At 53.5% G+C, this 17,262-nt stretch carries 19 protein-coding genes; 13 read left to right on the top strand and 6 right to left on the bottom strand.

Annotated features, from left to right (window positions below; all coding sequences use genetic code 11):
* Positions 1 to 28: 28 nt before the first annotated feature.
* The gene (locus tag FBR45_RS21240; protein ID WP_138506058.1) at positions 29 to 886 is read left to right on the top strand and encodes a TIGR01459 family HAD-type hydrolase; all 858 of its coding nucleotides are present in this window, start codon (positions 29 to 31) and stop codon (positions 884 to 886) included.
* A 2-nt stretch (positions 887 to 888) separates the two neighbouring features.
* Here FBR45_RS21240 and FBR45_RS21235 read toward each other — a convergent pair whose 3' ends face one another.
* Positions 889 to 1,611, bottom strand: a complete 723-nt coding sequence (locus tag FBR45_RS21235) for a phosphatase (protein ID WP_138506056.1) — start codon at positions 1,609 to 1,611, stop codon at positions 889 to 891.
* Between the two features lie 71 nt (positions 1,612 to 1,682).
* Positions 1,683 to 2,534: a 3-deoxy-8-phosphooctulonate synthase gene (gene kdsA, locus FBR45_RS21230; protein ID WP_077922293.1), complete on the bottom strand. Its 852-nt coding sequence runs from the start codon at positions 2,532 to 2,534 to the stop codon at positions 1,683 to 1,685.
* Positions 2,535 to 2,837: 303 nt separating this feature from the next.
* Between kdsA and FBR45_RS21225 the strand changes: the two genes are divergently transcribed.
* From FBR45_RS21225 to FBR45_RS21205, 5 genes are all read left to right on the top strand, one after another.
* Positions 2,838 to 3,086 carry an acyl carrier protein gene (locus FBR45_RS21225; protein WP_077922294.1) on the top strand — a complete coding sequence of 83 codons (249 nt, stop codon included), beginning with the start codon at positions 2,838 to 2,840 and terminating at the stop codon, positions 3,084 to 3,086.
* Positions 3,087 to 3,312: 226 nt separating this feature from the next.
* The gene (gene fabF, locus FBR45_RS21220; RefSeq protein WP_138506054.1) at positions 3,313 to 4,563 is read left to right on the top strand and encodes a beta-ketoacyl-ACP synthase II; all 1,251 of its coding nucleotides are present in this window, start codon (positions 3,313 to 3,315) and stop codon (positions 4,561 to 4,563) included.
* Between the two features lie 3 nt (positions 4,564 to 4,566).
* Positions 4,567 to 5,331: a ribonuclease III gene (gene rnc / locus FBR45_RS21215; protein ID WP_077922296.1), complete on the top strand. Its 765-nt coding sequence runs from the start codon at positions 4,567 to 4,569 to the stop codon at positions 5,329 to 5,331.
* A gap of 292 nt (positions 5,332 to 5,623) precedes the next feature.
* Positions 5,624 to 6,070, top strand: a complete 447-nt coding sequence (locus FBR45_RS21210) for an Hsp20/alpha crystallin family protein (protein WP_138506052.1) — start codon at positions 5,624 to 5,626, stop codon at positions 6,068 to 6,070.
* Between the two features lie 241 nt (positions 6,071 to 6,311).
* Positions 6,312 to 7,838 carry a Do family serine endopeptidase gene (locus FBR45_RS21205; RefSeq protein ID WP_138506050.1) on the top strand — a complete coding sequence of 509 codons (1,527 nt, stop codon included), beginning with the start codon at positions 6,312 to 6,314 and terminating at the stop codon, positions 7,836 to 7,838.
* 82 nt (positions 7,839 to 7,920) lie between these two features.
* Here FBR45_RS21205 and gmd read toward each other — a convergent pair whose 3' ends face one another.
* The gene (gmd, locus tag FBR45_RS21200) at positions 7,921 to 9,033 is read right to left on the bottom strand and encodes a GDP-mannose 4,6-dehydratase (protein ID WP_138506048.1); all 1,113 of its coding nucleotides are present in this window, start codon (positions 9,031 to 9,033) and stop codon (positions 7,921 to 7,923) included.
* A gap of 81 nt (positions 9,034 to 9,114) precedes the next feature.
* Positions 9,115 to 9,717, bottom strand: a complete 603-nt coding sequence (locus FBR45_RS26440; RefSeq protein ID WP_171044930.1) for an SPOR domain-containing protein — start codon at positions 9,715 to 9,717, stop codon at positions 9,115 to 9,117.
* 117 nt (positions 9,718 to 9,834) lie between these two features.
* Between FBR45_RS26440 and murB the strand changes: the two genes are divergently transcribed.
* A complete protein-coding gene (gene murB, locus FBR45_RS21190) occupies positions 9,835 to 10,860 on the top strand; it encodes a UDP-N-acetylmuramate dehydrogenase (protein ID WP_138506046.1) in 1,026 nt (341 codons plus the stop codon).
* A gap of 105 nt (positions 10,861 to 10,965) precedes the next feature.
* Here murB and FBR45_RS21185 read toward each other — a convergent pair whose 3' ends face one another.
* Both FBR45_RS21185 and FBR45_RS21180 read right to left on the bottom strand, forming a co-directional pair.
* The gene (locus tag FBR45_RS21185; protein ID WP_138506044.1) at positions 10,966 to 11,880 is read right to left on the bottom strand and encodes an ROK family protein; all 915 of its coding nucleotides are present in this window, start codon (positions 11,878 to 11,880) and stop codon (positions 10,966 to 10,968) included.
* A 136-nt stretch (positions 11,881 to 12,016) separates the two neighbouring features.
* Positions 12,017 to 12,691, bottom strand: a complete 675-nt coding sequence (locus tag FBR45_RS21180) for an SDR family oxidoreductase (RefSeq protein ID WP_138506042.1) — start codon at positions 12,689 to 12,691, stop codon at positions 12,017 to 12,019.
* Positions 12,692 to 12,793: 102 nt separating this feature from the next.
* Between FBR45_RS21180 and FBR45_RS21175 the strand changes: the two genes are divergently transcribed.
* The 6 genes from FBR45_RS21175 (at position 12,794) to FBR45_RS21150 (ending at position 17,114) form a co-directional block, all read left to right on the top strand.
* Positions 12,794 to 13,525, top strand: a complete 732-nt coding sequence (locus FBR45_RS21175; protein WP_138506040.1) for an MlaE family ABC transporter permease — start codon at positions 12,794 to 12,796, stop codon at positions 13,523 to 13,525.
* A 109-nt stretch (positions 13,526 to 13,634) separates the two neighbouring features.
* Entirely contained in the window at positions 13,635 to 14,381 is a 747-nt protein-coding gene (locus FBR45_RS21170; protein ID WP_138506038.1) for an ABC transporter ATP-binding protein, read from the top strand.
* A 461-nt stretch (positions 14,382 to 14,842) separates the two neighbouring features.
* Positions 14,843 to 15,046, top strand: a complete 204-nt coding sequence (locus FBR45_RS21165; RefSeq protein WP_138506036.1) for a DUF2158 domain-containing protein — start codon at positions 14,843 to 14,845, stop codon at positions 15,044 to 15,046.
* A 390-nt stretch (positions 15,047 to 15,436) separates the two neighbouring features.
* Positions 15,437 to 16,090, top strand: coding sequence for a hypothetical protein (locus tag FBR45_RS21160; protein ID WP_138506034.1), 654 nt, complete (start codon positions 15,437 to 15,439; stop codon positions 16,088 to 16,090).
* Between the two features lie 163 nt (positions 16,091 to 16,253).
* Positions 16,254 to 16,697, top strand: a complete 444-nt coding sequence (locus FBR45_RS21155) for a Panacea domain-containing protein (protein ID WP_138506032.1) — start codon at positions 16,254 to 16,256, stop codon at positions 16,695 to 16,697.
* A 9-nt stretch (positions 16,698 to 16,706) separates the two neighbouring features.
* Positions 16,707 to 17,114, top strand: a complete 408-nt coding sequence (locus FBR45_RS21150) for a hypothetical protein (protein ID WP_138506030.1) — start codon at positions 16,707 to 16,709, stop codon at positions 17,112 to 17,114.
* Positions 17,115 to 17,262 lie beyond the last annotated feature (148 nt).

Below are 17,262 nucleotides of genomic sequence, written 5' to 3'. Positions count from 1 at the left end.
ATACGTTCTGACGACTTACCCTTTACTTATGACACTAGAGCCCTTCGCTTCTCTCGCCGACCAGTACCAGGTTTTTTTCTTCGATGCATTCGGCGTTCTTAAAAATTATAAGGGCTTGATTCCGGGGGTTGTCGAAACGTTTTCCTACCTGCGCGAGCAGCAGAAAGCCGTTTATATTCTGACCAACGATGCCTCACGCAGTCCTCAGCAGCTGGCCGAATCCTACTGGCGGCTGGGTCTGACCGACATCGACCCCGATATGATTATCTCGTCGGGTATGCTGGCCCGCGAGTATCTGCAGCTCAAGGTCGATCACGGCACCGTGGCCTACCTCGGTACGCAAAACTCGGCCCACTATCTCGAATCGGCCGATCTGCATACGCTCTCCATCAGCGAGCTAACCCTCGAAAATATCAGCGAAGTGAACGCACTCGTATTGCTCGACGACGAAGGGTTCGACTGGAATACCGACATCAACAAAGCCGTCAACCTGCTCCGCCGACGCAACATTCCGGTTATCGTGGCCAATACCGACGCGACTTACCCGGTCTCGAAAAACCGGCTGGCCATCGCCATCGGCAGCATTGCCGACATGCTGGAGTCCATTGTGGGGAAGCAGTTTATCCGTTTCGGCAAACCCGATGCGCAGCTGTTCATGTTTGCCTACGAACGCGTACAGGAGCGCATGCCGGGCATCAGCAAACGAAACATTCTGATGGTGGGCGATACGCTCCGCTCCGACATTCTGGGCGGCAACAAGTTTGGTCTCGATACGGCGCTGGTACTGACGGGCAACACCGCCCCCCACGAAGCCGAGCTTCGCATCCTGGCCACAGGCATCATCCCAACCTACGTCTGCGAAACGATCGGCAGTCTCGGCAGTTAAGGTCAGCCCGGTTCCTGGGCCGTAATTGTCCCGTCCAGACTAACCGTCCAGTAGGCCGATTCGATCTGCTGGCGCTGGGCGTAGTAGCGGTCGTATACGGGCCGGTAGCGCAACCGCTCGAGCATGACCGGCTCAAACTGACCCAACAGCCCCAGCAGCAGCTCACAGCCCTCCCGCACCGCAAACTGCCCGCCGGTATGCCCCGTCAGGTAATCGGCCAGGTTGTTATTGATTACGTAACTGGTCAGGAGCGGGTTGGCCGTGCGGTGAATCATGATCCGAACCCCGGCCACCTGCGCCACCGACAGATCGAGCGCGTCGTCGAAGAAAAACGCCACTTCATGAGGTTGCAGGCCATGCCGATCCAGCAAATGAGTCAGCACATCGACCTTATGCTTCGCCTGCGAGTAGCAGGCATCGAAATGCTCGCGCCCGACCAGCTTATCGGCCATGATGTTGGTAACGCCGGTAATGACGGCCGCTACGGGCAGCTGCTCGCCCTGGTGCAGCCATAAGCCGAACCGCAGCAGGTTGGTGCCCATCGAGTCGACCTCGCTGAAGGGACTGCTGCCCGAACCCGTTTTGGTGCCGTCGTTGAACACCCCGTCCCAGTCGAAGACAATGGCCCGCACGCGGCTCACCTTCCCGGCCAGTGTATCGACGGGGGTAACGAACCGGCCACCCAGATTCGTAAACAGCGACTCTATCTCCTGATGTACATTCATGGAACAGATTATAGAAAAGAAGCCAACCTGCACAGGCAGCGTTGGCTTCAAGGAAAGCAGAACCCGATTGGCTAGGCCAGCTGGGGCAGGGTATTGCGGTACTTCACTTCAACGGCGTGCAACTCCAGCAGCGGCTTCATGAACTCTTCCAGGTAGCGGATATCCAGCTGGCTGGCCGCGTCGCAGAGGGCTTCGGAAGGGCAGGTGTGGGTTTCGATGAACAGCCCGTCGACCCCCGCAGCTACACCCGCACGGGCCAGTACGGGCAGGTACTCACGCGCTCCGCCTTTCACATCTTTCGACGGAATACCGTACTTCCGGATGGCGTGGGTTACGTCGAATACAACCGGGTAGTTGGTGCGGCCCATGTGGTAGAAGCTGCGCGGATCGACCACCAGGTCGTTATAGCCGAAGGTATAGCCCCGCTCGGTCAGAATGATCTGGTCGTTACCTGAGTCTTCGATCTTCTTGACCGGGTGTTTCATGTTCTCGGGCGCCAGAAACTGGCCGTGTTTGAGATTCACGACCCGCCCCGTCTGGGCAGCCGCTACCACCAGCATGCTCTGCATACACAGATAGGCCGGAATCTGCAGTACGTCGACTACTTCGGCCGCAGCCGCAGCCTGATCGGGGTAGTGAATATCGGTCAGAATGGGGAAGCCAAACTGCTCTTTCACCTTAGCCAGAATGGCAATACCCTTGTCGAGGCCCGGTCCGGAATAATAGGTCAGGTCAGAGCGGTTATCCTTCTGGAACGACGACTTGTAGATGACCTTGATATGGAGTCGTTCGGCAATCTCGCGGAGTTGCTCGGCAACGCTCATCATGATTTTTTCGTCTTCGATCACACAGGGGCCCGAGATGAGGAACAACTCGTCCGACCCACAGTCGATATCGCCGACGCGCACAATTTTCTGAGACATAGCTTGTACTGATAAGGAGGTCAAATATACCGAGATTGTTCGGAATAGCCGACGAACCAACCGACTCGTTCGGGGAGACACCGGAGGGGTAAAACACCATAAATACCCTACCAAACTAATGGCCTACCCTCCCCCAGATGATGAACAAAACCCAGGCTTCGCTAGCAAAAACTTCTGTTTATCAATCATTTATAAATATATTTTAAAACACCAGACCTGAGCATAGGGGCAAAAAATAGTTTGACAATACAAAGGTTAATCCGTTTCTTTGCGCAGTTTTTTAACTCCCAACGGGCTACTAAAATGTCAGAAATTGCACAAAAAGTAAAAAGCATTATTGTTGAGAAATTAGGCGTTGAAGAGTCGGAGGTAACGCCGGAGGCAAGCTTCACGAACGACCTGGGTGCCGATTCGCTCGATACGGTCGAACTGATCATGGAATTTGAGAAGGAATTCAACCAGTCGATTCCTGACGACGAAGCAGAAAAGATCCTGACGGTAGGCCAGGCTATTGACTTCCTGGAGAAAAACGCCGGACAAGCTGGCAAGTAAGCTTCGGAGGAACGGCATTACTCCTGCTGTATGAATTCCGTCTGCTTTTTGCCAGCTCCGCTGACAGATGGATTCAGCTCGGTACCGGTTCGTTCAGTCCGATACCGAAGGAGTTTATTTAAGGGCCGATTCTGGAAAACCTCGGCGCTGGCCTGATCTGTCGACAGCCCGCGCCGAAGTCGACCCCTGCGGCATACCTTCTTTTCTCATTACGCAGTAATTCTGTATGACACTCAGACGAGTAGTAGTGACCGGCCTCGGTGCATTGACACCGATTGGCAACGATGTATCCACTTACTGGAATAATCTGGCCGCTGGCGTGAGCGGGGCCGGTCCCATTACTAAATTTGATGCCAGCAAGTTTCGTACGCAGTTTGCCTGCGAATTGAAGGGCGTTGACGTAACCCAGTATATTCCGCGTCAGGAAGCCCGAAAGATGGATGCGTTTACGCATTACGCGCTGATTGCGACCGACGAAGCCGTTAAAGACGCCAACATCGACCTCGAAACCATCGACCGCAACAAGGTCGGTGTCATCTGGGGGTCGGGTATCGGCGGGCTTCGCTCGTTCGAAGACGAGATGATCGACTACGCCAAAGGCGACGGCACCCCCCGCATCAATCCGTTCTTCATCGTGCGCATGATTGCCGACAGTGCGTCGGGCCAGATCTCGATGCGCTACGGATTCCGGGGTACGAACTACGTAACGGTGTCGGCCTGCGCATCGACTAACAACGCCATCATCGACGCCTTCAACTACATCCGGCTTGGCCGACTGAACATGTGCGTAGTGGGTGGGTCCGAAGCGGCCGTAACCCGGGCGGGTATCGGCGGTTTCAACGCCAACCGAGCCCTCTCCGAACGCAACAGCGACCCCCAGGGTGCGTCGCGCCCCTACGACAAGGAACGCGACGGATTTGTTCTGGGCGAAGGCGCCGGATCGCTGATTCTGGAAGACCTCGACCATGCGCAGGCCCGGGGTGCTCACATCTACGCCGAGCTGATTGGCGGTGGAATGTCGTCCGATGCGTACCACATCACCGCTCCTCACCCCGAGGGACTGGGTGCTTACCTGGCCATGCAGGATGCCTTGAACGATGCCGGCATTCAGCCCGGCGAAATCGATTACATCAATACCCACGGTACCTCAACGCCCATCGGCGACCCGCAGGAGCTGAAAGCGATTTACCAGCTATTCGGTGATCATTCGTTCCAGATGAACATCAGCTCTACCAAGTCGATGACGGGCCACCTGCTCGGAGCCGCGGGGGCTGTAGAGGCTATTGCCAGCATCAAGGCGCTCGAGCACCAGCTCGTACCGCCAACCATTAACCTGGTCAATGTTGATGAGGAAATTGATTCACGCTTTAATCTGACGCCCCTGACCGCTCAGGCTCGCCCGTTGACCACGGTGATGAGTAACGCGTTTGGATTTGGTGGTCATAACGCCATCGTCATTTTCCGTAAACTTAGCTGAGTCGTGCAACTCGCGCTGCCCCGTAGTTGGTTTAACCCGTTTGACTGGTTCCGTCCCGGCAAGGCTGATCCGCGGAAGAACCTGCGTCGATCTATTGCGCATATTATTGGGGCGTCGCCGTCTAACCTGGGTTTGTACCAGCTGGCCCTGCGCCATACGTCAGCGTCGAAAGCAACGGCCATTGAAGGATTCCGCGAATCGAACGAACGGCTCGAATACCTCGGCGACGCCGTACTCGGTATGGTCATTGCCGAATACCTGTTCAAAAAATACCCCTACAAAGACGAAGGTTTTCTGACCGAGATTCGCTCACGGATCGTAAACCGCGAAACCCTGAACGGCATTGCCCGCAAGATTGGCCTCGACCAGCTGATCGAGTACGACGGGCAACGGACGCGCAGCCTGCCAACCCGCACCTCCATGTACGGCGACGCCCTCGAAGCCCTCGTGGGTGCTATCTATCTGGACAAAGGCTTTCGGTTTTCGCGTCGGTTTATCCTTAAAGACCTGCTGGCCCACTACGACATCGATCTGGTGGTGCAGAACAATGTCAATTTCAAGAGTCGCCTGATCGAGTGGGCGCAGCGGGCCGGTAAAGACGTCCGCTTCGAGATCATCTCCGAGAAAGGCAACAGCCACTTCCGCGAGTTCATTGCGCAGGTGATCGTAGCCGATGAGCCGTTTGCTACCGGCAGCGGCTATTCCAAGAAAAAAGCCGAGCAGTCGGCCGCCGAAAAAGCGCTCGCTCTGCTGGACACCAAACTGTAGCCCTCCCCCGCCCACCGGCGTATCCCGAAACATGACGTTTACCGATGGCCCCGCCCATAGGCAGGATTACGGCTTGTTGCTGGTCCCGGTTGCTTCGGCCTGGGATCAGATTTGTTCATTTGTCACCTCTTCAGCGGGCCTAACTGCGACATAATGGCTGCATTCCGAAATAAAGATCAGGAATAGCTGCCATATTGTCTCGTTATTGATCGATAAAGGCGTTGGTACGGAATTTGAAAAATAGGCTTACAGAACCTTGAACTTAATTCCTAACACAAAACCAACAACCGTTATGAACTCGCTAACGCGTTCGAACAACAACCTTCCGTCGCTGATCGAGAACTTTTTTGGCCGCGACATGAACGACTTTTTCAATACCAACATGCCATCGGTCAGTCACGTACCGGCGGTCAACGTCGTTGAACATCAGGATGGATTCCGGATTGAGGTAGCCGCTCCGGGTCTGAAAAAAGAAGACTTCAAGCTGAACCTGAATCATAACAATCTGTCGATTTCGGCCTATCAGGAAACCAAAAAGGAAGAGACCGACCAGACCAACGAGAAGTATACCCGCCGGGAGTTTAGTTATTCGTCGTTCCAGCGGACGTTTACGCTGCCTACCTCGGTTGATGCCGATAACATCCAGGCTTCCTACACCGACGGTGTATTGAAAATCGAATTACCCAAACGCGAAGAGGCTAAAGTGAAGCCCGCCCGCCAGATTGAAATTGGTGGCTAAGCATTTGGTTCTTATAGGAACAATGCCCTATAATTGCCTTGCCTGAGGCATCGAACAGCCCGCCGGGATACACCCTGTACGGGCTGTTCGCTCGTTAAGAAACCCACCTAACAAAGGCCTGTTAAATTTTGTTAAGGACCAACACAAGCTGGATTTTTCGCCCCCCGGTTTCCGTTATATTCACAGACTGAAAGGTCAGTGATCTACACAAAAGACAGCAATCAGATTATTCCGTTTAACCATGAAAAGCAACTGGAAAGTTTTAGCGTTGATGGCACTCCTTTCGAGTGTAATTACGCTGGCCGCTTATAACCTCCTTGGGTTCAACCAGCGGGATGTGATTTTTAACGAATCGGCTCCCACGCCGACGATCACGGGCCGCCTGGCGGCTCTGACAGGTAACGGCCCAACGGCAGCTCCCGGCGACTTCTCGACGGCGGCTGAAGCGGTTACGCCTACGGTAGTGCACATTCGCACCACCATGACCCGTACGGTACGCCAGCAGCAGGTTCCTGACATCTTCCGGGAGTTCTTCGGCGATGAGTTTGGCGGACAGGGCGGTGGTCGTCCCCGCCGTCAGCAGGGGCAGGCTTCCGGCTCGGGCGTCATCATCAGCAAAGACGGCTACATCGTTACCAACAACCACGTGGTGCAGGACGCCGACGAGGTAGAGGTAATCATGACCGACAAACGGAGCTTTAAAGCGAAAGTGATCGGTACCGACCCACTGACCGACCTGGCCGTTATCAAAGTAGAAGCCAACAACCTGCCGGCTATTACGCTCGGCGACTCTGACGCGCTGAAACTGGGCGAATGGGTATTGGCCGTTGGTTATCCGCTCGACCTCGAATCGACCGTTACGGCGGGTATCGTTAGTGCCAAAGGCCGTGGTATCGGTATCCTGAACCAGAATGCCCGCCAGCAAAACGACCCCAAAGCCGATACGCCTATCGAAGCCTTCATCCAGACCGACGCGGCTATCAACCCCGGTAACTCGGGTGGTGCGCTCGTCAACCTGCGTGGCGAACTGGTCGGTATTAACTCGGCCATTGCCTCAGCTACGGGCTACTACAGCGGATACGGATTTGCCGTACCGGTGTCGCTGGTGAAGAAAGTATCGGCCGACCTCCTGAAGTACGGTAATGTACAGCGTGGTTACCTCGGCATCCTGCCTATCGAGCTCAACAGCACGGTAGCCAAAGAAAAAGGGGTTAAAGTAGGGCGCGGTATCTACGTAGAAACCGTAGTTGAAAAAGGCGCTGCCGAAGCCGCTGGCCTGAAGAAAGGCGACGTCATCGTGAAAATGGAAGGTCAGCCGCTGGACTCGGATGCGCAGATGCGCGAAATCATCGGTCGTCGTCGGCCGGGCGACGCGGTAACGGTAACCGTCAACCGCGATGGTACGGAGCGTGACTTCCGCGTAGAGCTGCGCAACCGCAACGGTGGTCGTGACATCATCAAGAAAACCGAAGCGACCGCCAGCACCGCGCTGAGTACACTGGGCGCCGAGTTTGAAGAGCTATCGGCTCAGCAGGCCAAGCAGCTCGGCATTACGGGTGGCGTTCGGGTGAAGTCGATCCGGGACGGCAAACTGGCCGAAACCGACGTTGAAGAAGGCTTCATCATCGTGAAAGCCAACGGCCGGAACGTAAAAACGACCAAAGACCTGCAGGCCATCATGTCGGCCGTGAAAGAAGGCGAAGGCCTGATGCTGATCGGTATGTACCCCAACAGTTCGCGGATGTACTACTACGCCGTGCCGGTCTAATCGGCCCGTAAGCAATAGATATCGAAACGGCCCGCCAGGAAATCCTGGCGGGCCGTTTCGGTATTGTCTCGTTTGTAGAGGCCTACTCGTAGTAGTTCAGTACAGCGTGGCCGCTTTGCGCCAGCAACTGATCGCGCTGGAACAGGGCAATATCGGCCGTCATCATATCCTTAACGAGGGCGGGCAGATCGTATTTCGGTTTCCAGCCCAGCTTGGTCATTGCCTTGGTCGGATCGCCCAGCAGCAGGTCTACCTCGGTTGGACGGTAGTAGCGGGGATCAACCGCCAGCACTTCTTTACCAACTTCGATCGGGAAGTCGGGGTTCGACGCGCTAACGACTACCGCCGTTTCTGAAGCGCCTTCGCCCTGGAACGCCAGCTCAACGCCGATCTCGGCAAACGCCATCTTCACGAAGTCACGAACGCTGGTCGTAACGCCGGTAGCGATCACAAAATCTTCGGGCGTATCCTGTTGCAGAATCAGGTACATGGCCTCAACATAGTCTTTGGCATGGCCCCAGTCACGCAGCGAATCCAGGTTACCCAGGTATACTTTATCCTGCAGACCCAGACCGATACGGGCAACGGCGCGGGTGATCTTTCGGGTTACGAACGTTTCGCCCCGCAGCGGTGACTCGTGGTTGAACAGGATACCGTTGCAGGCATACATGTTATAAGCCTCGCGGTAGTTTACCGTAATCCAGTAGCCATACAGTTTGGCTACGGCATAGGGAGAGCGGGGGTAGAACGGGGTCGTTTCTGACTGCGCGTGGCCCTGAACACCGCCGTACAGCTCAGACGTCGACGCCTGGTAGATGCGGGTTTTCTCGGTCAGGCCCAGCAGCCGAACGGCTTCCAGAATACGTAGTGTACCAATACCATCGACCTGCGCGGTGTATTCCGGCTCGTCGAAGCTGACCCGCACGTGCGACATGGCGCCGAGGTTATAAATCTCGTCGGGTTGTACTTCCTGGATAATACGGATGATATTCGTCGAGTCAGACAGATCACCGTAATGAAGTTTGAAGTGCACATTTTTTTCGTGCGGGTCTTCATACATGTGATCAATCCGCTGGGTGTTGAACAACGAGCTCCGGCGTTTGATACCGTGAACTTCGTACCCTTTAGCCAGCAGCAGTTCGGCCAGATAGGCCCCATCTTGTCCGGTAATTCCGGTTACCAGCGCTTTTTTCATACTACGGTCGTAAATAATGAGTGACTGCTAAAATTGTACAAATCTTATTAAAAAAGCTTACTATATACTCAAAAATGGTACTTATTTTATTAACAGGCTTCGGCGAACATCTATTTTATCAGCTTGCAGCTGTGCCGAGGAGACAAGCTGCTTAATAGAAGAATAATACCGTTCTGCATCCATACGTCGCATAAAATCGCCTACTTTAAGTTTATAGGTAGGCTGACTGTAGCTCAAATATGGGCTAAGTTCGGGAAAATTTTGATAAATCAGTAACTTAATTGATTCAACTTCTTTTCTCTGGTTGCCTACATACACCTGCACCCGAAAACCGGGGGCGTAACGAACCGAGCGATTTTTGTCGGCAATGGTATCCAGCGCCAGTTCGAGTTGCCGGTTCACGTGGAGAGCCTCCGGCACACCAGCCGGTTTGCGGGTCTCATTTTTACGGGTGGGGGCTGTCGCGGCTCCCGATGCGGCCGATACCGTAGCCGGGCGCGTGGTGGCGCTGCCGGCGGTAGTGGCGGGCGTACCGGCATATACCGGCCGGGTGGCCGTCAGATCCTCATTATACGAGTTATAGTCTGACGAAGACGCTGTCGACGACGAGCTTACCCGGCTGCCCGCGCAACTACTCAGCACCAGCGCCAGCCCCAGACAATTCAACCAAAGTTCGTGCCGCATATAATCTTGATTTTGACCCGTAAAATTAACCAATTTGGATTTCTAAAGACAGTGGCTCCGGGGTAAGGTATCCCATGGGCTATTTTTGGTTAATTTTGGGGATTACTCTGACAACACATGCTGAATATACAAAGCAACGTGTCGCTCAAGCCTTACAACACGTTTAGGATTGACGTCAACGCGCGCTATTGGGTTGAAATTAATCAGGAAGATGACTTACAGACGCTGCTTCAGCTTACCGATCACCTCGACACTCCCAAGCTGATTCTGGGAGGAGGCAGCAACGTACTGCTCTGCCACGACTTCAACGGTCTGGTCGTTCGGCTCAACATACAGGGCATTGAGGTGGTCCGGGAAGACGATGCGCATATTTACCTAACCGCCGGTGCGGGCGTCAACTGGCATAAGCTGGTGCTGTACTGCGTTCAGCATAACTACGCCGGGCTCGAAAACCTGTCGCTGATTCCGGGTACGGTGGGGGCTGCCCCCATGCAGAACATCGGAGCCTACGGGGTCGAGATTGAGCAGGTGTTCGACTCGCTGACGGCCATTCACGTAAAAACGGGCGAGCAGCGCCGGTTCAGCCATGCCGACTGCCAGTTTGGGTACCGCGAGAGCGTATTCAAGCGCGACCTGAAGGGGCAGTACATCATCACGAGCGTTACGTTCCGGCTCGACAAACAGCCTACTTTCCATACCCGCTACGGCGCCATCCAGGAAACGCTGACCGAGATGGGCGTGTCGGACGATGAGCTGACCATTCAGGCCATCAGCGAAGCCGTTATCCGCATCCGGCGCAGCAAACTACCCGACCCCGCCGAGATTGGCAACGCCGGGAGTTTCTTCAAGAACCCCGAAATTCCAAAAACCCAATTCGACGCCCTGAAAGGCCAGTATCCAAACCTGCCGGGCTATCCCGTTGGCGACGAAATGGTAAAAGTACCGGCGGGCTGGCTCATTGAGCAGGCGGGCTGGAAAGGCTACCGCACCGGCGACGCGGGGGTACATGCCAAACAGGCGCTGGTCCTGGTCAACTACGGCAACGCAACCGGCAACGAGATCATAGCCCTGGCGCAACGGGTTCAGGCCTCCGTTCAGGACACCTTCGGCATCAGCATAACGCCTGAAGTCAATATCGTTTAGCACCGACTCGCTCCGCAAAACGGGGGTAGAGAATCCGCTGACGACGTTTTAACTTCTGTCAACGTATCCTCTACCCCCGCTCTCTGTAGACTGATCGCTTACGACCTACTCGAAACACAGCGACGCGGCACCCAGCAGGCCGGCATCGTTGCCAAGCGTAGCTTTCCTGATGGCCAGACCGTTTTTGTAATACGGATTGAGCCAGTAATCGAGGGTGCGGTTCACGGCCGGCATGATGTAATCGAACGAAGCCGACAGCCCGCCACCGATCAGCACCTGTTTGATGTCGAGGATTTTGATCAGCGACGCCAGGCCTTCGCCCAGCATCTCGCCTACCTCGTCCCAGATCTGCTGCGCCAGCTCGTCGCCCTCGGCGGCTGCGGCTACCAGACCCGTTGTCGAAATATCGCCATCGGCGGGCAGCTGGGTTTCGCCGGTGTATTCGCTCCGGCGCTGGGTGGCCAGTTGCAGCAGTTCGACCTTGCCGATGTTCCGCTCCAGCACCCGGCCGTTGCGCGACGGGATATGGCCCGGCTCCATGGCGTTTCCATCGCCCCCGGTAAAGATTTTCTTGTTGATAATGGCCGCTCCGCCCACGCCCGTCCCGAGCGTGATAAAGATATAGTTCTCGGTAATTTTTTCTTCGGCAAAGTAATATTCGCCCAGCGCGGCTGCATTGGCATCGTTAGCCAGAAAAAACTGAACCCCCGCAAACCGCTTGGTCAGGATATCGACAATCGGCGTTCCGTTAATTTCGGGAATGGCCGTGATCTCCAGCGCCACAGTCCGGTCGGGGCTGAGCATACCAGGCAGGCCAATTCCGACCCGTTTTACCTCTTTGTTAGCCAGCAGTTGCAGCGCGACCGCATCGCCGAAGCGATCCATAAAGTGGCCCGACTGGCGCCAGCTGATGGTGTCGTGACTGTAGAAATTGGAAATTTTGCCGGTTGTAGCGTCAACGATTCCCATTTTGACGTTCGTACCGCCAACATCGATACCCAGATACTCAACAGAAGACATGCTTAATTTATAAGTTTACAGTTTGCAGTTTACAGGTTCGGGCAAGTGAAGTGGGCCGCAAGATACGAAGGAGTCGTCAGTAGGCAGTGCGTAATGGCCATTCCGGTCTGTTTTAGCCCTATCCTTACTCACTGGCTCAGATATCGCCCAGCTGGGGCCGGATCAGAATCTCTTCGACCACCGCGCTTTTTGACAAGGTGTAAGCGGCCCAGGCACTATCGGCCACATCGTCGGGTTTCATGAACCGGTCTTCGGGCAGGTCGGTCCCTTCCCAGCTGTTGGTCAGCGTAGCCCCCGGCAAAATGGCGGTTACCTTAATGCTGTGCGGCTTGAGTTCCTCGCGCAGCACCCGGCTCATGCCCAGCAGAGCAAATTTAGAGATGCAGTACGAGCCGCCGTTGGTGTAGGCCGTAATACTGGCCGTTGAGCACATCATAAAAATATGCCCCCTCCGCTGAATCATCATATCCCGCACCAGCCCACGGGTCAGGTGGTAGGCGCTGGCTACGTTGGTGTTCATGAGCTGCTCGAACGTACCCTCGGCTTCGTTATGGATCTGCCCCGGCTGAAAGGTGCCGGTGTTGTTGACCAGCACCTCAACGGGCCGGTTCAGCGACTGCACGTAGTGGACCAGCGCATCGACACCCGCCCGCGTGGCCAGATCGGCCGCAAACGGTAGCCGGTCGGGCCCGGCCAGGCCCTCGACCGAGCGGGCGCAGACAACGGCTTCGAAGCCTTCGGCCACAAATTTATCAACAATAGCGCGGCCAATGCCTTTCGTACCGCCGGTTACAACAATGAGTGGTTTCATAGGACAAATAACGGTAGAAACCATTCTACCTTTGTTGAGGTTCTCACCAAAAGCCACCTTCGCCCGGCAAGCGGGCAATTATGGGCTTCGCTACACGCTTTTATGTCACGCATAGGCAGCTACTTCATTTTTTTAGGCACGCTCTTCCGGAACCGCGAAAAACTGCGCGTATACCTCGGCCTCATTCTCAACGAATGCGTATCAATCGGGGTCGGATCGATTTTTATCGTGGCGCTGGTCAATACGTTTATCGGGGCCGTTACCTGCGTACAGACGGCCTATAACCTGACCAACCCCTTCGTTCCCAGAAACATCATTGCGCTCATTGTCCGCGACAGTACTATTCTCGAACTGGCCCCTACCCTCTCCTGCATTGTGCTGGCGGGTAAGGTCGGCTCCAACATTGCGGGCGAGCTGGGCACGATGCGCATTACCGAGCAGATCGACGCGCTGGAGGTAATGGGTATCAACTCGAGTTCGTACCTGGTTCTGCCGAAGGTGATCGCGTCGGTGCTGATGTTTCCGCTGCTGGTGATCATGGCCGGGTTCCTGTCTATCCTGGGCGGCTACATTGCCGGTACACTGGCGGGGGTTATCTCGCCCGAAGAGTACGTATCGGGACTGCGGTTCGAGTACAAACCGTTTGGCGTCTCGTTTGCGCTGATCAAAACCGTCGTGTTCGCCTTTCTGGTGTCGACCATCTCGGCCTACCAGGGCTTCAACGTACGGGGGGGCGCCCTCGAAGTCGGCAGCGCATCGACCTCGGCCGTTACCAACAGCTGTATCGCCATCGTCGTCGCCGACTTCGTCCTGACGCAGGTACTGTTAACTTAATGAGTGAATGGGTGATTGAGCGATTGAGTGAAAAGGCCCGCATCTGGGCAGACTGCCACTCAATCACCCACTCACTCAATCGCTCATTGTTTATGATCACTCATTGTTTATGATCGAGATCAAGAACATAACCAAGACGTTTACCGACCGGCAGGTGCTGGCGGGTATCGACGGTACGTTTCGGCCGGGCGATACCAGCCTGATCATTGGCGGCAGCGGTACGGGGAAAAGCGTATTGCTGAAGTGCATGATCGGGCTGATTACGCCCGACTCGGGCGAGGTGCTCTACGACGGCCGTAATTTCCTGACCAGTAACATCGACGAGCAGAAGACCATCCGGCGCGAAATGGGGGTCCTGTTTCAGGGATCGGCGCTGTTCGACTCGAAAACGGTGCTCGAAAACGTGCGTTTCCCGCTCGATATGCTGACCGAGCAGTCGGCGGCCGAGAAGAACGAGCGCGCGCTCGAATGTCTCCAGCGCGTAGGGCTGGAGGGTGCCGGCGACCGGATGCCGTCGGAGATCAGCGGAGGTATGAAAAAACGGGTCGGTATTGCCCGGGCTATCGTGCTCAACCCCAAATACCTCTTCTGCGACGAACCCAACTCGGGCCTCGACCCGCTGACCTCCATCAAGATCGACCAGCTCATCAAGGAGATCACCGACGAGTACCGCATCACCACCGTGGTGATTACCCACGACATGAACTCGATGATGGAGATTGGCGAGAAGATCATGTTCCTCTACAAAGGCAACAAACTCTGGGAGGGCAACAGCGACACCCTGACCCAGTCTGACGTAGCCGAACTGAACGAGTTCATCTACGCCAACAAACTCCTCCGAGAAACCGCCCGCTAGAGCCACCGCACCGCACGCCAGCCCTTATACGACCCCGGCAGCCAGGCCCACCCCCATCGGGAACCTGACCGCCGGGGTCTTTTTTGTAGCTACTCGCGGCAAAAAACTACCGTTAACTCACATGACGAACTTTTGATAGTATCTGTCACCAGCAGATTACTTCTTTGTATACAGATTAACTAAGATCAACTGCACACTTAATGATATACAGCTCACTACCAGACGGATATCATTACGTAAAGTTGCGTACAATAGTATGTTGGGTGGACAGCCAAAGCAGAAAAGTGCGTGAGTGCCGTCGCTCCGTGCGACAGTAGGCGCGTTTTAAAGTCCGGCTGTTTGGTTCGTTGGGCCGCTTCCGGTCGACAAAGGTCACGCCTAAGTTAGGCAAGTAAATGAATTAGGCGGGTTTCGTGCGACACGAGAAGCGCCCAATTAATGCAACTCTTATCTAATCATATATGGAAGCAAAGTTCAAGCTTGGCGACGTAGTAATGCTCAAATCAGGTAGCCCAACTATGACAATCGATGACATTGTTATGCCATTTGGCGATGATGATGTCATCAGATATAATGCTACTTATTTTGACGAAACAACAAAGACCTTTAAAAAGGTAGGCTTCAAGGAGTTTCAGCTTGAAAGCTACGGAGGGCCAAGTGTGTAGACCCATAAGCTGACCGTGTGTAATGTGCGCTTCGCGAAGGCTCACTTCCCGTCGACAGGAAGCACGTCTCGAAGGAAAGTCGGCAGCCCAACTGGCTGATTGTGTAAAGGTTGAAAGCGGTTTGTGTTCAAGAACGTAGCGTTATCATCCATCAACACTCAGGGATGTTGGGTGTGCCCCTATGCTTTTGCTACGCTCGTCCCACTTGGCCGGTCCATGTAACGCTACATACAGGGAGCCGTAAGCCCGTTTCGCGTTGGCGTGAGAACCTTGCTTGTGGTAAGCCCCTTGCGTAGTGCGGTTCGGTCGGCACGAGCGTCCTATTCGAGGGGAAACAGACGACCGGACGGAGTAAAATTGCCGTAACTTAAAAATAGAAAGCCGCGATTTATGTTTAGTGAGCTTTACAAAGACGTCAAAGACTTTTTTGGTAGCGATAAGTTAAAGCCATTAGCAAAACTTTGGTGGGCATTAGTGGTTCTGTTGGGCCTGTTGGGTATTGATTACTTCTTTCGGTTTTCCGATTCCTATATTACTAACATAAAGATTGAGCAGATTGAGAAAATAGAATCTGTGCTTCAAAACAAAGCATTGGGTAATGAAGCTAGAGCCGAATTAATCCGCATTGAGCAAAGCGTAATCAACCGTCAGGGATTTTGGGATTTATCGTCTGATTTGGCTTCCTTAATCCAAAGCAAAATCAATTCAACAAATGCGAAAAGCGCGACAAAGGCAGATACAAGACCCATAAGGAAAATAAATGTTTTTTGGCACTATGCAACGTCGGGAGCTTTTTTCTGGCTATTCATTTTGGTTTCGCCATTAATAGCGCTCTCTAGCGGCACCAACAAAGAAGGCATTGTTGGAATAATCATCTTCGATATATTCTGCGTATGCTTTGCACTGTTGCTTGCCTACTGCTTATCGTTTGTGCCGATACTTTGGGACCCTATTGTCAACTACATTATAAACCTACTGTGCAACTCTACGCCCTTTCTGATAATTATTCGATATATCATTAGGCAAGGAAAAGTGACTACTTAAATATTGCACATTTATAAACAATATCAAGCAAAACCGGACATACATAATCCATTTGGCACTAATATTGTTGTAACATATTGTACAATTTTTTTGCCATAAAGAGTAGAAAAATGCGTATATTAGCCTTAACTTTGCGGCCCCTTACAAAGAACTGACTTTCAACATGGCAACTGCAAGAGACGTAGCTGAATATATCTTAAGATTGGCAGATACAGAAGTTGGTGACAACGATGTTACCAATCTCAAACTGCAAAAGCTGGTGTATTATGTTCAGGGCTTCCACTTGGCATTACATGATGAACCATTGTTTCCTGAGACTATTGCCCCTTGGCAGTACGGCCCGGTAGTGCCTGAGCTTTATCATGCCTTTAAAGAGAACGGTAGCTTTCCTATTAGCCCAACAGAAGAGTACCAGTTCTCTGCCGAGTTCACGAAAGAGCAAGAAGATTTGATTAGGGAAGTCTTCAATGTTTATGGGCAGTTTTCGGCGTGGAAACTTCGGGATATGACCCATCAAGAGTCACCTTGGATAGAAGCGAATGATGGCGGCAAGGCAGAAATAAGCCAAGATTCAATGAAGGACTTTTTTAAGCAACACATTAACTAGCTTATTTGAATGGCTATCAAGCCACCGCGTCCTACACAAGGCAAACAGGTTAAGGTTTCTTCTAGTACAGTAAGTCAAGAAATACAACACCCGGTTTTTTGCTTTCGTTATTTAGTAAAAGAACATAGCTTAGATGGGTGCGAAGATGTTGAGATTGTGGCTCTTGTAAAACAAATGCACGCTCTGAGTCAGCTTACATGGGATGAGATAAGAATAACGCATAGGCACGGAATGGGGTCTGAAAAGATTGATCGTAATTCAATACGTGCAAGGATTCCCGCATTTATAACTGACGACGTTAATTTCTTTCTGGCATTACGTTTTCATGGTAAAAAGCCGTTTGTGGGACTCAGGAAAGGTTCCGTATTTCATGTGCTATGGATTGATAACAAGTTTTGCGTGTATAATCACGGCTAAGCATACAAGCCCCTCGATTTGAGGGGCTTTCTTTTTACCCCAACACCTCATTCACCACCCGTTCACACATCGCCCGTTGTGATTCCGGTGTAGGCTGTGGCTGTGCATGAATCTTTCTAATCATCTGCCGCTCCTGCTTACTAGCGGG

It is taken from the genome of Spirosoma lacussanchae, assembly GCF_005870035.1.
Taxonomy (GTDB): domain Bacteria; phylum Bacteroidota; class Bacteroidia; order Cytophagales; family Spirosomataceae; genus Spirosoma; species Spirosoma lacussanchae.
Note: the sequence above shows the minus strand (reverse complement) of the source record. Positions and strands in the feature narration are given on the sequence as shown.

Excerpts from the sequence above, each read along its gene's own strand:
- murB (WP_138506046.1), top strand. The coding sequence starts at position 9,835 with ATGCTGAATATACAAAGCAACGTGTCGCTCAAGCCTTACAACACGTTT.
- FBR45_RS21235 (WP_138506056.1), bottom strand. The coding sequence starts at position 1,611 with ATGAATGTACATCAGGAGATAGAGTCGCTGTTTACGAATCTGGGTGGC.
- FBR45_RS21170 (WP_138506038.1), top strand. The coding sequence starts at position 13,635 with ATGATCGAGATCAAGAACATAACCAAGACGTTTACCGACCGGCAGGTG.
- FBR45_RS21180 (WP_138506042.1), bottom strand. The coding sequence starts at position 12,691 with ATGAAACCACTCATTGTTGTAACCGGCGGTACGAAAGGCATTGGCCGC.
- FBR45_RS21165 (WP_138506036.1), top strand. The coding sequence starts at position 14,843 with ATGGAAGCAAAGTTCAAGCTTGGCGACGTAGTAATGCTCAAATCAGGT.
- FBR45_RS21240 (WP_138506058.1), top strand. The coding sequence starts at position 29 with ATGACACTAGAGCCCTTCGCTTCTCTCGCCGACCAGTACCAGGTTTTT.
- fabF (WP_138506054.1), top strand. The coding sequence starts at position 3,313 with ATGACACTCAGACGAGTAGTAGTGACCGGCCTCGGTGCATTGACACCG.
- kdsA (WP_077922293.1), bottom strand. The coding sequence starts at position 2,534 with ATGTCTCAGAAAATTGTGCGCGTCGGCGATATCGACTGTGGGTCGGAC.
- FBR45_RS21185 (WP_138506044.1), bottom strand. The coding sequence starts at position 11,880 with ATGTCTTCTGTTGAGTATCTGGGTATCGATGTTGGCGGTACGAACGTC.
- FBR45_RS21160 (WP_138506034.1), top strand. The coding sequence starts at position 15,437 with ATGTTTAGTGAGCTTTACAAAGACGTCAAAGACTTTTTTGGTAGCGAT.
- gmd (WP_138506048.1), bottom strand. The coding sequence starts at position 9,033 with ATGAAAAAAGCGCTGGTAACCGGAATTACCGGACAAGATGGGGCCTAT.
- FBR45_RS21210 (WP_138506052.1), top strand. The coding sequence starts at position 5,624 with ATGAACTCGCTAACGCGTTCGAACAACAACCTTCCGTCGCTGATCGAG.
- FBR45_RS21150 (WP_138506030.1), top strand. The coding sequence starts at position 16,707 with ATGGCTATCAAGCCACCGCGTCCTACACAAGGCAAACAGGTTAAGGTT.
- FBR45_RS26440 (WP_171044930.1), bottom strand. The coding sequence starts at position 9,717 with ATGCGGCACGAACTTTGGTTGAATTGTCTGGGGCTGGCGCTGGTGCTG.
- FBR45_RS21205 (WP_138506050.1), top strand. The coding sequence starts at position 6,312 with ATGAAAAGCAACTGGAAAGTTTTAGCGTTGATGGCACTCCTTTCGAGT.
- FBR45_RS21155 (WP_138506032.1), top strand. The coding sequence starts at position 16,254 with ATGGCAACTGCAAGAGACGTAGCTGAATATATCTTAAGATTGGCAGAT.
- FBR45_RS21175 (WP_138506040.1), top strand. The coding sequence starts at position 12,794 with ATGTCACGCATAGGCAGCTACTTCATTTTTTTAGGCACGCTCTTCCGG.
- FBR45_RS21225 (WP_077922294.1), top strand. The coding sequence starts at position 2,838 with ATGTCAGAAATTGCACAAAAAGTAAAAAGCATTATTGTTGAGAAATTA.